Below are 14,661 nucleotides of genomic sequence, written 5' to 3'. Positions count from 1 at the left end.
GCTCGTTCTCCCCGATGTGCAGTCACAGGATGTAGCCCAGCGTCACGCACCCGCCTCCTCCCGGAACCAGGAACCGGCCGTCGACGTCGGCCGGGCCGAGGCCGCACTCGTCGAGCACTATCCCCGGCTGGTCCGGCTCGCCTACCTGGTGCTTCCGCCCGCTCTCGGCCGGGGGCGCCGGGTCCTGACCGCACACGCCCTCGCCCAGCGCGCCCTGCCGCGCGGCCGCAGGCAGCGCGCGCTGATCCCGGCCCAGCCGACCGGGCGGGACGGCGACCCCGGCTACGACTTCGTCCGGCTCCGGGTGCTGCGCAGCGCGCTGGAGGCGTCCGAGCCGCGCAAGGGACTCCCCAAGCTGTCCCAGCTCCCGGCCCCGCTCCCCCAGGTCTGGGGTCTGAGGCTCTTCCCGCGCTCCGGCGGCGCCGATGAACTCGCCCTGGAAGAAAGGCTGTCGGACCTCTCCGGCCCGGCCCGCGCCGCCTACGTCCTGCGCGGCCTCGAGGGGCTGGCGGACGACGAGGTGCGCAAGGTCCTCAAGGGCGCGGGCGTCACCCGTACCGAGTCCGCGCTGGCCGGGGCGAACGGGGTGCCGGCGCGGTACGCGCTCCTCGCCTCCCCCGAGTTCGACGCCTGCTCGCTCCAGGCCCGGCCCACCGATCTGATGCGCCGCCGCCAGCACACCAAGGCGGCGGTGGCCGCCGCCGCCGCGCTGGCGGTGGCCTGCGTGCTGGTCGCGCTGCCCGGCGGCGGCTGGGGCCCGGACGGCGCCGCCGCCCCCGCGTACGCGGAGAACCCGGCGGCGGTGGCCGCGCTCGACCCCGCCAAGGTGCAGCGGGTGACTCCGGCCGCGTGGAGGACCTCGGCCCGTACCGACTTCTCCGTCTGGCCCGCGCGCGGCCCGCTCACCGGCGACGCCGGCCTGCTGCGCCGCGCACTGGCGGTCTGGGCGCGCCCCGGCGCCACGGTCCGGGTCTCCGCCACTCCGGGCACCTTCACCGGCGGCCCCGCCGGACCGCCCCAGCTCCTCTACGCGGGCGACGTGGACGCGGCCCGCGTGGTGGTCCTCTACGACGGCCTGCGCATCGCCCGCTACGCCGAGCCGAGGGACGGCACCGAGGGCGCGGCCCTCGACCTCGCCCGGGTGGACGGCGCGACCGGAGCCGAGGCGAGCGCGCTGGTGCTCGGCCGCTCCGACGGCAACGTCCGTTATCTGACCGCCCCCTGGGTGACGAAGGCCGCCGGGCGGGACCTGACCAAGCCGGAGTCGGCGCCGACCGCGCTCACTCTCACCGACGGGGTCACCTCCCCGCTGACCAGCCCGGCGCTGCGGGCGGGCGACTGCACGTCCTGGACCGTGCTCCAGCTGACGGACGGCGCCGGCACCCAGCTGTCCACCGATCTGGGCGAGCTGGTGCCCGCCCACCTCACGGCGGGCCGGCCGGGATCGACGGGTGAGGCGACCGGGGCCGACGGGCTGCGCGCCTGGGCCCCGTTCGCCTGCTCGCTGGCGGCGGAGCGGGCGGCCGGGGTGCGCGGGGTGAACGCGTGGGCGTTCGCCGAGCAGCCGCTGCCGGACGCGAGCGGCGCCGGGCAGTGGGTGTGCACGCGGGCCGAGACCTGGCGCGGCGACGGCACGGCCGCGCTGGCCCAGTTCCGGACGCCTGGCGGCCCGGCCGGTGCGGTGGTGGCCAAGGGCACCGACACCACGGCGTGCGGGCCGCGTGATCCGCACGTGCTGGCCGGGGTGCTGTGGAAGTCAAGTGGCGGGCACTGGTACCTGCTGGCGGCGGGCAGCCGGGGCGTGACCTCGATCCGGTCCTCGGGCGGAGTGTCCGCGTCCGGGCAGGGCCAGTTGCTGGTGGCCAAGGCGGAGCAGGGCGCCCAGGCGCGACTGGCGGGCACGCTGGAGGGCGGCCGGAAGATCGGCGGGCTGCACTGACCGGGCGCTGCTGACAGTCTGCCGAACAAGGTCGCGCACGGGGGTTCTCAGGCGCGGTACCCGTCAGTACATTGACGCCATGTCTAACAAGCAGCCCGGGCCCGGGCGGGCCGAGCGCATCCCGCTGAAGGCCCGCCGGGTGTCCTTCGCCTGGGAGGGCACCCCGCTGCACTGGGTGCCGGGCGACCCCTTCGCCTCGCACACCATCAATGTGCTGCATCTGCTGCTGCCCGCCGGTGAGCGCTGGTTCGTCCGTGTCTACGAGCAGGCACTGCCGCTGATCCGGGACGACCGGCTGCGCGAGGACGTGATCGGGTTCATCGGCCAGGAGGCGATGCACTCCCAGGCCCATGACGAGGTGCTGCCGCACCTGCGCGAGCAGGGGCTCGACCCGACGCCGTACACCGCGCAGGTCGACTGGTTCTTCGAGAAGCTGCTCGGCGACCGCGCCCTGCCGCCGGGGCGGGCGCGGCGCTGGTGGCTGCTGGAGCGGATCGCGCTGATCGCGGCGATCGAGCACTACACCGCGTTCCTCGGCGACTGGGTGCTGAACGCGGCCGAGCTGGACCGGCGGGGCGCCGACCCGACCATGCTGGACCTGCTGCGCTGGCACGGCGCGGAGGAGGTCGAGCACCGATCGGTCGCCTTCGACCTCTTCACGCACGTGGACGGCGGCTACCGGCGCCGGGTGCGGACCTGGGCGCTGGCCTTCGGCGCGCTGCTGTTCCTGTGGCAGCGCGGGGCCCGCTTCTTCATGGAGCACGACCCGGCGCCGGCCGTCGGCAGGGCGTCGTTCCGCGAGTTCCACGCGAGCGGCCGCCGGGGCACGCTGCCCGCCACGGGCGCCCTGCTGAGGTCCGTCCCGCGGTATCTCAGCAGGGCCTACCACCCGTCCCAGGAGGGCTCGACCGCGCAGGCGGTCGCCTACCTGGCCTCGTCCCCCGCGGCGCTGGCCGCGGAGAAGGCGGAGCACGATGCCTGAGCGGACCAGTCGCTCCGTCGCCGCCGCCGCGCTGCTGGTGGGCGCCGGTCTGCTGACCCGGCGGGCGCTGCGGCGCCGGGTCAGCAACTCGCCGCTGTGGCCGATGCCCGCGCTGGACCCGCCGGTCTCCGGGCGCCCCCGCACCCGGGCGCTGCGGCTGCTGCTCACCGGGCACGAGCGCGTCGCGGACGGCGTGGTGCGGCTCCGCCTGGAGGGCGGCGACCTGCCCGCCTGGGAGCCGGGCGCGCATCTGGACCTGGTGCTGCCCTCGGGTCTGGTGCGCCAGTACTCGCTGTGCGGGGACCCGGCGGACTCCTCGGCGTACGAGGTGGCCGCGCGGCTGGTCGGGGACGGCCGGGGCGGCTCGCGGGAGGTGCACGAACGGCTCGCCGTGGGGGCGGAGCTGGAGGTGCGGGGTCCGCGCAACCGGTTCCCGCTGGTGGCGGCGCCCGCGTACGTCTTCGTGGCGGGCGGCATCGGGATCACCCCTGTCCTGCCGATGCTGCGGGCCCTGGCGGGGGCCGTGGACGTGGACGTGCGGCTGCTGTACTGCGGACGCACGCGGGCCTCGATGCCGTTCCTGGCGGAGGCGGCGGCGCTGGCCGGGGACGGGTGCACGGTGGTGGCGGAGGACGAGGACGGGCGCCCCGACCTCACCGGCCTGCTGACCGGGCTGCCCGAGGGCGCGGTCGTGTACTGCTGCGGCCCGGAGGAGCTGATGGCGGCGGTGGAGGCGGAGCTGCCCGAGGGGACCGCGCTGCACCTGGAGCGGTTCGCCCCGCGTACGGCGGGCGGCTCGGACGGCGCGTTCGAGGTGGAACTGCGGCGCAGCGGGCGGACGGTGACCGTCCCCGCCGGCTCGACGGTGCTGGCGGCGGTGCGCCGGGAGCTGCCGGACACCCAGTACTCCTGTGAGCAGGGCTTCTGCGGGACCTGCCAACAGCGGGTGCTGGAGGGCGAGGTGGATCACCGGGACGAACTGCTGACGGACGGGGAGCGCGACGACTCGATGCTGATCTGCGTCTCCCGCGCCGTCGGTGAGCGGCTGGTGCTCGACATGTGAGCGCGGCGGGTCCGGCGGGTGGAACCAGATCGTCCAAGTGTCGTTGCCGGTCGGTAAGGTTGAACCCATGGGTACCGGGGTTCGCCGCAGGATGGGCGTCGAGGAGCGGCGGCAGCAGTTGATCAAGGTCGCGCTCGACCTGTTCAGCCGGCGCTCGCCCGACGAGGTCTCGATCGACGAGATAGCGTCGGCCGCGGGCATCTCCCGCCCGCTGGTCTACCACTACTTCCCCGGCAAGATGAGCCTGTACGAGGCCGCGCTGACCCGGGCGGCGGAGGATCTGGCGGGCCGCTTCGAGGAGCCGCACGAGGGCCCGCTCGGCGCCCGGCTGCTCCGGGTGATGGGCCGCTTCTTCGACTTCGTGGACGAGCACGGCCCGGGTTTCTCCGCCCTGATGCGGGGCGGCCCGGCGGTCGGCTCCTCGGCCACCAACGCCCTCGTGGACTCGGTGCGCCAGGCGTCCTACGAGCAGATCCTGTCCCACCTGGGGATCACCGAGGCGCCCGCCCGGCTGGAGCTGGTGGTGCGCTCGTGGATCTCGCTGGTGGAGTCGACGGCGCTGATCTGGCTGGAGGGACGCCGGGTGCCGCGCGAGGAGCTGGAACGCCAGCTCGTGCACGACTTCGCCGCCCTGGTCGCGGTCAGCGCCGCGTACGACCCCGAAATGGCCTCCGTGGTGAGGACGTTCGTACAGGGTGAGCCGGGCGACGGTCCCTTCGCGGAACTCGCCGCCCGGCTGATCTCCCTGGCGTCCTGACCCGTTACCGCGTGAACACGGCCACGGTCCGTGCCGGGACCGTGAAGGTGCCCGAACCGGCGCTGTAGGAAGCCGACTTGACCACGGCGTCCGAGCCGGCCGCCTGGACGGGGTGCAGGCGGTAGGCCGTGCCCGCCAGGGCGTCCACCCGCTGCTCCTGGCGCTCGGGCGTGGCGTTGAAGACCACGACCAGGTCGCCCAGGCGCATGGTGATCACGCCGGGGGTCTCGTCCTTGCCGGAGAGCGGGAAGGAGAGGCGGTCCTGCACCTGGGCGGTGGTGGCGAGGGAGAAGGCGTCCTCGCCGGTGCGGATGCGCAGCAGGTCGCGGTAGGCGGCCGAGGCGCCGGTGATCTGCGGGCAGCCGACCTTGACCGTGCTCAGCAGGGGCTTGGCGTACGGCCACTTGGACTCGTTGTCGGCCGCCGGGGGCAGCCCGCGTCCGAAGCCGTTGCCGTCGGCGCAGTTCCAGTGGATGGCGTTGAACCAGTCGCCGCTGTCGAAGGAGTTGCGGTCCAGCGACTTGGAGCGCAGCAGGTCGGTGCCCGCCTGCGACAGGGCCGGGCCCTGGGAGAGGGCGGCCGTGGCCATCGCGAGGACCTGCATCCTGGCCCGGTCGGACGCGGACGTCCCGGCGGGCAGCTTGAAGGTGAGGGCGTCGAACAGCGACTCGTTGTCGTGGGCGTCCGCGTAGGCCAGGGCGTCGCCGGGGGCGGCCGCGTATCCGGCGGGCGAGCCGTTGTAGTCCACCCCGGCGCCGGTGACCTCCTTGCCGTCGTCGCCGGTGAACCGGTATCCGGCGAGGTTTCCGGTCAGTCCGACCTTGATCAGGTCCTGGTAGTGCAGCAGCCGGGCCTTCTGCTCGGCCGGAGTGCCGTTCTCCGTGGAGGAGTTGGGGTCGGTGAACAGGCCGGAGGCGAAGCCCTGGACGCCGGGGTCCGCATCGAAGGGTCCGCCGCCGCGCACGGCGTCACGGGCCCGGTCGGAGAAGGTGGCGATGCCGGTGCCGGCCATGTTCTTCTGCGTGGCCTGGACGAACCGGGCGTCGTCGGCGACCTCGCCGAAGTTCCAGCCCTCGCCGTACAGGATGATCTTCTTGCCGTCGACCCCGTCCTTGGCGACGGTCAGCGCGTCCAGCGCCTTGCGGACCGCCAGGATGTTGGCCTTGGGGTGGTGGCCCATGAGGTCGAAGCGGAAGCCGTCGACCTTGTACTCCTTGGCCCAGGTGACGATCGAGTCCACCACGAGCTTGCCCATCATGGCGTTCTCGGTCGCGGTGTTGGCGCAGCAGGTGGAGTTGGCCACGCTGCCGTCCGCGAGGAGCCGCTGGTAGTAGCCGGGCACGATCCGGTCGAGCACCGAGGTGTCCGCCTGCCCGCTCGCCGCCGTGTGGTTGTAGACCACGTCCATGACGACCCGCAGACCGTCCTGGTTGAGCGACTGCACCATCTTGCGGAACTGCACCGTACGGGCCGTGCCGTCGGGGTCGGTGGCGTACGAGCCCTCGGGGACGGTGTAGTGGAACGGGTCGTAACCCCAGTTGTAGGCGTCCTTCGCGGCGGTCTTCGCCACGCACTCCTGCTGCTGGGCGGAGTCGGCCGGGAAGGAGGCCAGGTCGCAGTCCGGGGTGGCCTGGCCGGCCTTCCTCTCGGGGATGGTGGCGATGTCGAACGCGGGCAGCAGGTGCACGTAGGAGGTGCCGGCCCTGGCCAGCTCGCGCAGGTGCTTCGAGCCGTCGCTGTCCTTGTCGGTGAAGGCCAGGTAGGTGCCCTGGTCCTTCGCCGGGACGGTCCTGTCGGCCACCGAGAAGTCCCGGATGTGCAGCTCCTGGATCTGCGCGTCCCGCAGCGGGACCGCCTTGGGCTTGGTGAGCCCGGCCCAGCCCGCGGGGGCCAGGGAGCGGTCGGCCAGGTCGACGACGAGGCTGCGCCTGGAGTCGGCGGTCAGGGCGACCGAGTAGGGATCGGTGACCGAGTTGGTGACGAGCTTGCCGACGCTGGGCGCCCACACCCTGACCACGTAGCGGTAGGGCTTGCCCTTCCAGGACGCGGGGCCGGTGACGGACCAGACGCCGGTGGCGTCGTCACGGCGCATGGGTACCAGGGAGCCGTCCAGCTCCAGGGACACGTTCCGGGCCGTGGGCGCCCACACCGAGAGGGTGGGCTTGCCGGCGTGGAAGACCGGGCCGAGGCCGCTCTTCGTGGCGCTCGCGTACACGTCGTCCAGCACCCCGGCGATCTGCACGCCGGTCGCGGCCAGTACGGCTCCGTTCGCCGCGCGCTGGGAGGCGGCGAGCTGGCCGGTGAGGGCCTCGCGCACCCGGCCGCGGTCGCGCGGGTCGACGGTCCAGGCGGTGTAGTCCTTCAGGTGCGGGAACCTCGCCTTCTGGGCGTCGCTCAGCGTGCCCTTCTCCAGCCGCAGCCAGCGCTCGTCGTCGCTGGTCAGGGCGCCGTCCCTGACGGCGATCGAGCCGTCGCGGGAGTACAGCAACTGGGTGGAGGCAGCCCCCTCGGCGCCGTTCCAGGCGAGGGTGTCCCGGTCGATCCAGACCGCCTTGGCGGTGGTCAGGTCGAGCGCGGCCGCGCCGCCCTTGGGCTGCGGGAGCAGGTACTTCTCCTGGCCGCTCAACAGCCACACCTCGTGGCCGTCGGCCTTGAGGTCGAGGGACTGGTCGGTGGGCAGGTCCTTCTCGTCGCCCTTGTGGAGGATGTAGCTGAGACTGGTGGCACCCTCGGTGAGCGGTACCTCGTAGACCGCGCCATAGGCGTCAGTCTTCACCGGCATGAGGGGCTTCGACCAGTCGGTGGGGTTCGCGGCACCGGTCCAGGTGTGCAGGCCCCAGCCGTCGTAGTTCCCGTCGGCGCGGTGGTAGTGCAGTACGGCCTTGCCCTGGTCCTGGGCCGGGTACTCCGGGCGCTCGGTCAGCACCTCGGGCCTGCCCTGCTCCAGCCAGACCTCACCCGTCTTCGTGACGTCGATGCTCCGGTCGGCGGAGACGTCCTTGTCGCCGTTCTTGTCGATGACCAGGAAGCCGACGTTGGAGGCGCCCGGCCTGAGCCTGACGTAGGCGAAGGCGCCGTAGGCGTCGCGGCCGGTGAAGGGGTGGCTGGCCGGCCACTCGGTGGCCTCGCCGTCCGCGAGGTCGCCCCAGGCGTACAGGCCCCAGTTCGCGTAGTCCCCGTCGGCCCGCTTGTAGTGCACCACCGCGTAGTCGCGCGAGGCGGCGGCGGGCGGCTCGGGGGCGGGGGCGGTGCCGGTCGTGGAGGCGGCCAGTGCGCTCGTGGTGCGGCCCGCGGAGTCGGTCACCACGGCCTTGTAGCGCAGGGCGGTCCCGGAGGGCACGTCCTTGGCGATGGCCTGGGTGACCTTGTACGGAGCGTGGTCGGCGGAACCCAGCGTCCTCCAGGACCCGTTGCCGACCTGCGCGGCGAAGACGACCCGGTTCAGCCCGCCTCCGCCCACCTCGGCGCCGACCTCCACCGTGCCGGTGGCTCCGGCGGCCGGGGCGGTCAGGGTGAGCGTGGGCTTGGCGGCGGGGGCGGCGAGGTGCCTGGTGGCCCGGTAGACGACGGCGGTCCCGGCCGGGACGGTCAGGGTGAGCCGGCGCCCGGCGTCGGTGCGTACGGTGCGCCCGGTGCCGTAGATCCCGCGGTACGCCATGCCCGCCGAGCCGGTGGTGAAGGTGGCGCGCCTGGCCTCGGTGGCGTTGTTGAGGGCGACCACGTACTCGGCGCCGGTGCGCGCGTCGGTGCGGGTGAAGGCGTAGACACCGGCGCCGTCGGCCGCGTAGCGCTCGGTCTGCACGCCGTCCGTCAGCGCCGGGTTGGCCTTGCGGAGCCTGGCGAGCGCCGCGATGTCCCTGTAGAGCGGGGCCTTGGTGTCGTAGGCGTCGGCCGCGTGGGTGCGGGTGGTGCCGATCTCGTCGTCGTCCAGGTAGTCGGCGACCTTGGAGGCGAACATGGTCTGGCGGGCGTCCTTGTCGCCGCCGGAACCGGTGAAGCCCTGCTCGTCGCCGTAGTAGACGACCGGGTTGCCCCGGCTGAGGAACATGAGCTGGTTGGCCAGGCGGTCCTTGCGCAGGATCTCGGCGTCGGACGCCTTCGGGTCGTCCTGCTTCAGGAAGTACCCGATGCGGCCCATGTCGTGGTTGCCGAGGAAGGTGACCTGCTCGTAGGCGTTGGCCTTGTCGGTCGTGTACTTGTAGTCGTCCCCGAAGACCCCGGCGAGCTTCCTGGCGCTGCCGCCCTGGGAGGCGTAGGCGCGGGCGGCGTCCTGGAAGGGGAAGTCGAGGGTGGCGTCCAGCCGGCCCCGGGTGACGTACGGGGAGGTCACCGAGGTGTCGGCGGAGTAGACCTCGCCGAACATGAAGAAGTTCTTCCGCCCGCGCCCGGCCGCGTACTTGTCCAGCGCGGTGGCCCACTGGGTCCAGAAGTCCATGTCCACGTGCTTGACGGTGTCGATGCGGAAGCCGTCGACGGCGAAGTCCCGCACCCAGCGCTGGTAGATCCTCTCCATGCCGCTGACCACCTCGGGACGCTCGGTCCACAGGTCGTCCAGGCCGGAGAAGTCGCCGTACTCGGCGGACTCGCCCGCGAAGGTGGAGTCGCCCCGGTTGTGGTACATCGCCGGGTCGTTGAGCCAGGCCGGGACCTTGCTCCGGCTCTGCACGGTGGGAGTGCGGGGGAAGGAGGAGGTGTCCACGGCCGGGAACTTCTTCCGGCCGTCGGCGTAGTCGGCGTCGTCGAAGGGGCGGCCGTCCTCGGTCAGGTACGGGAAGGCGCCCTTGGAGAGGTACTCGTAGGACTTCTCGCGGTAGTCGACGAGGTCTGCGGTGTGGTTGGTGATGACGTCGAAGAAGACCTTCATGCCCTTGGCGTGCGCCTTGGCGATCAGGCCCTTCAGGTCGGCGTTGGTGCCGAAGTGCGGGTCGACCTGGGTGAAGTCGGTGATCCAGTAACCGTGGTAGCCGGCGGAGGCGTCGGCGCCCGATCCCTGCACGGGGCGGTTCTTGAAGATCGGGGCGAGCCAGATGGCGGTCGTCCCCAGGCCCTTGATGTAGTCCAGGCGCCGGGTGAGGCCCTTGAGGTCGCCACCCTGGTAGAAGCCCTTGTCGGTGGGGTCGTAGCCGGTGCTCAGCCGCGAACCGGTCAGCCCGCCGCGGTCGTTGGAGCGGTCGCCGTTGGCGAAACGATCCGGCATGACGAAGTAGAACTGCTCGCGCGTGTCGTCGTGCCGGGCGGGCTCGGCGGCGAGGCGGGCGTCGGAGGGCGGCGCGGGAGGGCTCGCCGCATGGGCGGACAGGGGCGTCACCAGGGTGGCGGCCAGGGCCGCGGCGACGACGGCCGCCGCCCGGCTCCGATAGGGGGTGCGGCGCGTCCAGCGCGCCTGCCAGGAGGGTCTCACGGGCACAAACTCCTAGGGCCTGTCTTCCGGATCCTGCCGGGGTCGCGGGGTGCGGTGCAGACCCCGCTCGGGTCAGCCAAGATGGCGCCGTAGGCGCGGGCCGGCCTGATCCGGAAGACAGGCCCTGCCGCTCACGGGGCGTTCGAGTCCGGCCTGAGGCACGGCTTCGCTGCCGGACGCGGCGTGACCGTACCGCCGTCGAAAGCCTTGCAGCAAGACTTGTGAAACATGAAGAAAGAAATTTCAGCGATGAACGAGGGACGAACCGCCCGTATGCGACGGACGGTTCGTCGGGAGACGCCTCGAGGGGGCGTCAGCAGCTCGACTTGCCCGCGTACAGCGCGAGCGCGGTGTTGGCGCCGAGGGTCGCGGTGAACTGGCCGCTGGAGTTCACCGACACGGTGGTGTTGTTCTGCACGTTGCAGTACGTGCCCGCCGCCAGCGAGGTCTGGTAGGTGCGCGAGAGCGAGGAGGACTCGTGGTTGATGGCCACGAACCCCTTGTTCCCGCGCCCGAAGGCGATGGCGTCGTTGCCGTCGTCCCACCAGTTGGAGAGGGCCTGGCCGCGGGTGGCGTTGCGGAAGGCGACCATGGACTTGATCTCCGGCCAGGCGTGCTGGCACTTCCAGCCGTCCTGCCAGCAGGCGTTGACCTTGCCCCCGTTGGGCGGCCCGGCGTCCGCGTCGGACCACTCGTAGCCGGAGTTGATGTCCGGGGCGCCGTAGGGGTAGGCCAGCATGAACACGTTGGCCAGCGTGTAGTTGGCGCCGTCCTTGTAGTTGAGGGTGCTGCCGTTGCGCTCGGTGTCGTGGTTGTCGACGAAGACCCCGGCGACCGAGCTGCCCATGTACCCCCAGCCCTCGCCGAAGTTCTTCAGGTAGGCGAGGTTCTCGTTGTTGAACACCCGCTTGAGGTCGTAGGCGTACCGGAACTCCTGGACGTCGCCGTTGCCCGTGTACTCGGTGGGCTGGACGGCCTCTCCCGCGCCGTAGATGACCTCCTGCTTCCAGTACACGGACGGGTTGGTCAGCCGGGACTTGATGTTGGCCAGGTCGGCCTTGTCGATGTGCTTGGCCGCGTCGATGCGGAAGCCGTCGACGCCGAGGGAGAGCAGGTCGTTCATGTACCCGGCGATGGTCTTGCGGACGTACTCCTCGCCGGTGTCCAGGTCCGCCAGGCCCGACAGCTCGCAGTGCTGGACGTTGTAGCGGTCCTGGTAGTTGCTGATCTGGGCGGTGCAGTCGTCGAAGTCGGGCGAGGAGTACAGGCCCGGGTAGTTGTACTTGCTGTACGACGAGCCGCCGGTACCGGTGCCGCTGCCCGCCGACATGTGGTTGATCACCGTGTCGGTGACGACCTTCACGCCGGCCGAGTGACACGTGTCGACCATGCTCTTGAAGGCAGCCCGGTCGCCGAGCCGGCCGGCGATCTTGTAGGAGACGGGCTGGTACGAGGTCCACCACTGGGGGCCCTGTATGTGCTCGGCGGGCGGGGAGACTTGGACGTACCCGTAGCCGGCCGGTCCGAGGGTGGTGGTGCACTCGCGGGCGACCGAGGCGTAGTTCCACTCGAAGAGGACGGCGGTGACGTCCTTGGTGCCGGGCGGGGACGCCTGTGCGGTAGTCGGGTACATGCCAACCGAGGTCGCTGCCGCGAGGGCGAGCGCCGCGGTGAGGATTCTGCGTGCCATGTGGGGGTTCCTTCGCCGTTGAAGGTTGTTGCCGCAGGACTGGGTGCCCTTGCTGAAATGTTTCAGCAAACTTGCGGTGACGCAGATGTTAAAGGCCCGCCGCCTGAAAAGGCAGCGGGCCGTCGCAAGTTGATGCAAGAAATTTCAGGGAGGGGAGGTCAGGCCGTGGTCCACCAGACCGTGGTGTCGGCCGGGATCTCCGCCCCGGCGGCTCCCTCGGTGATGTCCCCGCTGGCGAGCAGCAGCCGTCCGTACGCCGGGACGGTGACCGGTGCCCCGGTGGTGTTGGCGACGCAGGTGAACGCCCCGCGCCGGAGGGCGAGTACGCCCTCGGGGGCGGCCAGCCACTCGACGTCCGTACCCGCGCCCAGCGTGGGCTCGGCCCGCCGGACGGCGAGCGCGGCCCGGTACAGCTCCAGCGTGGAACCGGCCACGCCGGTCTGCGCCTGAACGCTCAGCTCACCCCAGCCCGCCGGCTGCGGCAGCCAGCTGCCCCCGCCGCCGAAGCCGTACGAGGAGCCCTCGCGGGTCCAGGGGATCGGCACCCGGCAGCCGTCCCGGAAGCCGTCCTGGCCCGCCCCGCGGAAGTAGGCCGGGTCCTGGCGCACCTCGTCGGGCAGGTCGACCACGTCGGGCAGGCCCAGTTCCTCGCCCTGGTAGAGGTAGGCGGAGCCGGGCAGCGCCAGCATCAGCAGGGTGGCGGCGCGGGCCCGGCGCAGGCCGAGGGCGCGGTCCCCGGCGGTGCGGATCTGGGTGCCGAGGCCGGGCGGGTTGGCGAAGCGGGTGGCGTGCCGGGTCACGTCGTGGTTGGAGAGCACCCAGGTGGCCGGGGCGTCGACCGGGCGCATCGCGGCGAGCGTGCGGTCGATGACCTCGCGCAGCTGCTCCGCGTCCCAGTCGGTGCCGAGGTACTGGAAGTTGAACGCCTGGTGCAGCTCGTCGGGGCGGACGTAGTTGGCGGTCCGTTCGATGGTCGGCGTCCACGCCTCGGCGACGAAGATGCGCTCCCCGGCGTATTCGTCAAGGACGGTCCGCCACTGCCGGTAGACCTCGTGGACGCCCTCCTGGTCGAAGAACGGCATCACGTCGTTGCCCAGCAGCTTGAGCTGGTCGTGGGCACCGAGGTCGGGCAGGCCGTCGGCCTTCACCAGGCCGTGCGCCACGTCGATGCGGAAGCCGTCGACGCCCATGTCCAGCCAGAACCGCAGGATGGACCGGAACTCGTCGCCCACGGCCGGGTGGTTCCAGTTGAAGTCGGGCTGCTCGGGCGCGAAGAGGTGCAGGTACCACTCCCCCGGCGTGCCGTCGTGCTCGGTGACCCGCGTCCAGGCAGGACCGCCGAAGATGGACTCCCAGTCGTTGGGCGGCAGTTCGCCGTCCACGCCCTTGCCGGGGCGGAAGTGGTAGCGCTCGCGCAGCGGCGAGCCGGGGCCCTCGGCGAGCGCCCGCTTGAACCACTCGTGCTGGTCGGAGGAGTGGTTGGGCACCAGGTCCACGATGATCCGCAGGGACAGCTCGTGGGCGTCGCGGATCAGCGCGTCGGCGTCCAGCAGGTTGCCGAACATCGGGTCGACGGCACGGTAGTCGGCCACGTCGTACCCGGCGTCGGCCTGCGGGGAGGCGTAGAACGGGCTGAGCCAGACGGCGTCCACACCGAGGTCGCGCAGGTAGGGCAGTCTGGCCCGCACGCCGGCCAGGTCGCCCATGCCGTCGCCGTTGGAGTCGGCGAAGCTGCGTGGATAGACCTGGTAGATCACCGCGCCGCGCCACCAGTCGCGGTGCTGGGCGGCGGGGTCGACGGCGGTGTCGTCGGCCGGGGCTGCGAGATGCTGCTGGCTCATGGCGTCCTTGGTGCGTGACGAGGTTCGGTTCGTTCGGGCGTGGGTGCGGCGGGGCGTCAGCCCTTGGTGCCGCCCGCGGTGAGGCCGGTGACGAGGTTCTTCTGCACGAGGTAGAAGAACACGGACACCGGTATCGCTATCAGCACCGCGGTGGCGGCCATGTAGTTCCACTGCGCGTCGTGCTCGCTGACGAAGGTCTGCAGACCGACCGCGAAGGTGTACTTGGAGTCGTCCAGCATGAAGGTCGTGGCGAACGCGACCTCGCCGACCGCCGTGATGAAGTTGTAGAACGCGGCGACGGCCAGGCCCGGGCGCGCCAGCGGCAGGATGAGCCGGAAGAAGGTGCCGAACGGGGTGAGCCCGTCCACCCGGCCCGCCTCGTCTATCTCGAAGGGGATGGTGTCGAAGTACCCCTTGAGCAGCCACGCGCTGTAGGGCACGGCGGTGGAGCAGTTGATGAGGATCAGCGCCCAGTAGGTGTCGATCAGGCCGAGCTCGCCGAAGATCTCGTACATCGGCACGATCAGGATGGCGATGGGGAACGCCTGGGTGAGCAGCAGGACCCACATCAGCGGCTTGTAGCCGGGAAAGCGCATCCGGGAGACGGCGTAGCCGGTGGTGGCGGCGACGAAGACGCCGATGAAGGTGGTGCCGAGCGCCACGATCATCGTCGACTTGAACCAGTCGAAGAAGCCGGTGTGCTGGAGCACGAAGGCGTAGTTGGCGAAGCCGGCCCGGCCGAAGATGCGGCCGGGGTGCAGGTAGTCGTCCTTCTCCGGGCCGAGGGACAGGAAGAACAGCCAGGCCACCGGGACCAGCGCGATCAGGCTCGCCAGGACCAGGCCGCCGTGCAGCAGGACGGTGCCCAGCGGGCCGCGCTCGCCGCGCCGGCGGGTCGCGCGGGGCCGGGCGGCGGCCGGCGCGGCGGCGGTGAGCGGGCGTCCCGGTGCGGTCTCGGGGGGTGTCGTGGTGCTCATGGCGGCGGCTC

Annotated in this window: 8 protein-coding genes; 4 read left to right on the top strand and 4 right to left on the bottom strand. The window is 71.9% G+C overall.

Translation table 11 applies throughout. The annotated features are described in order from the left end of the window. Nucleotides 1-16 precede the first annotated feature (16 nt). The 4 genes from ACWCV3_RS14360 (at nt 17) to ACWCV3_RS14345 (ending at nt 4,741) form a co-directional block, all read left to right on the top strand. Complete coding sequence (locus tag ACWCV3_RS14360; RefSeq protein WP_451222946.1) at nt 17-1,939, top strand: hypothetical protein; 1,923 nt, start codon at nt 17-19, stop codon at nt 1,937-1,939. A 79-nt stretch (nt 1,940-2,018) separates the two neighbouring features. Continuing rightward, nucleotides 2,019-2,921 carry a metal-dependent hydrolase gene (locus tag ACWCV3_RS14355; protein ID WP_451222944.1) on the top strand — a complete coding sequence of 301 codons (903 nt, stop codon included), beginning with the start codon at nt 2,019-2,021 and terminating at the stop codon, nt 2,919-2,921. Then, entirely contained in the window at nt 2,914-3,984 is a 1,071-nt protein-coding gene (locus ACWCV3_RS14350) for a PDR/VanB family oxidoreductase (protein ID WP_451222942.1), read from the top strand. The genes ACWCV3_RS14355 and ACWCV3_RS14350 overlap by 8 nt, the downstream gene beginning before the upstream one ends. Nucleotides 3,985-4,051: 67 nt before the next feature. Beyond that, complete coding sequence (locus ACWCV3_RS14345; RefSeq protein ID WP_451222941.1) at nt 4,052-4,741, top strand: TetR/AcrR family transcriptional regulator; 690 nt, start codon at nt 4,052-4,054, stop codon at nt 4,739-4,741. Between the two features lie 4 nt (nt 4,742-4,745). Here the strand turns inward: ACWCV3_RS14345 and pulA are convergent, their stop codons facing one another. The 4 genes from pulA to ACWCV3_RS14325 all read right to left on the bottom strand — a co-directional run bounded on the left by pulA (nt 4,746) and on the right by ACWCV3_RS14325 (nt 14,650). Beyond that, entirely contained in the window at nt 4,746-10,142 is a 5,397-nt protein-coding gene (gene pulA / locus ACWCV3_RS14340; RefSeq protein WP_451222939.1) for a pullulanase-type alpha-1,6-glucosidase, read from the bottom strand. 313 nt (nt 10,143-10,455) lie between these two features. After that, nucleotides 10,456-11,832: an alpha-amylase gene (locus tag ACWCV3_RS14335; protein ID WP_451222937.1), complete on the bottom strand. Its 1,377-nt coding sequence runs from the start codon at nt 11,830-11,832 to the stop codon at nt 10,456-10,458. 158 nt (nt 11,833-11,990) lie between these two features. Then, complete coding sequence (locus ACWCV3_RS14330; protein WP_451222935.1) at nt 11,991-13,673, bottom strand: glycoside hydrolase family 13 protein; 1,683 nt, start codon at nt 13,671-13,673, stop codon at nt 11,991-11,993. A 56-nt stretch (nt 13,674-13,729) separates the two neighbouring features. Next, nucleotides 13,730-14,650 carry a sugar ABC transporter permease gene (locus ACWCV3_RS14325; protein ID WP_364927501.1) on the bottom strand — a complete coding sequence of 307 codons (921 nt, stop codon included), beginning with the start codon at nt 14,648-14,650 and terminating at the stop codon, nt 13,730-13,732. Nucleotides 14,651-14,661: the final 11 nt, after the last annotated feature.

It is taken from the genome of Streptomyces sp. NPDC001781 (assembly GCF_053596035.1).
The sequence above is the reverse complement of the archived record's forward strand: the minus strand, read 5'-3'. Positions and strand labels throughout refer to the sequence as shown.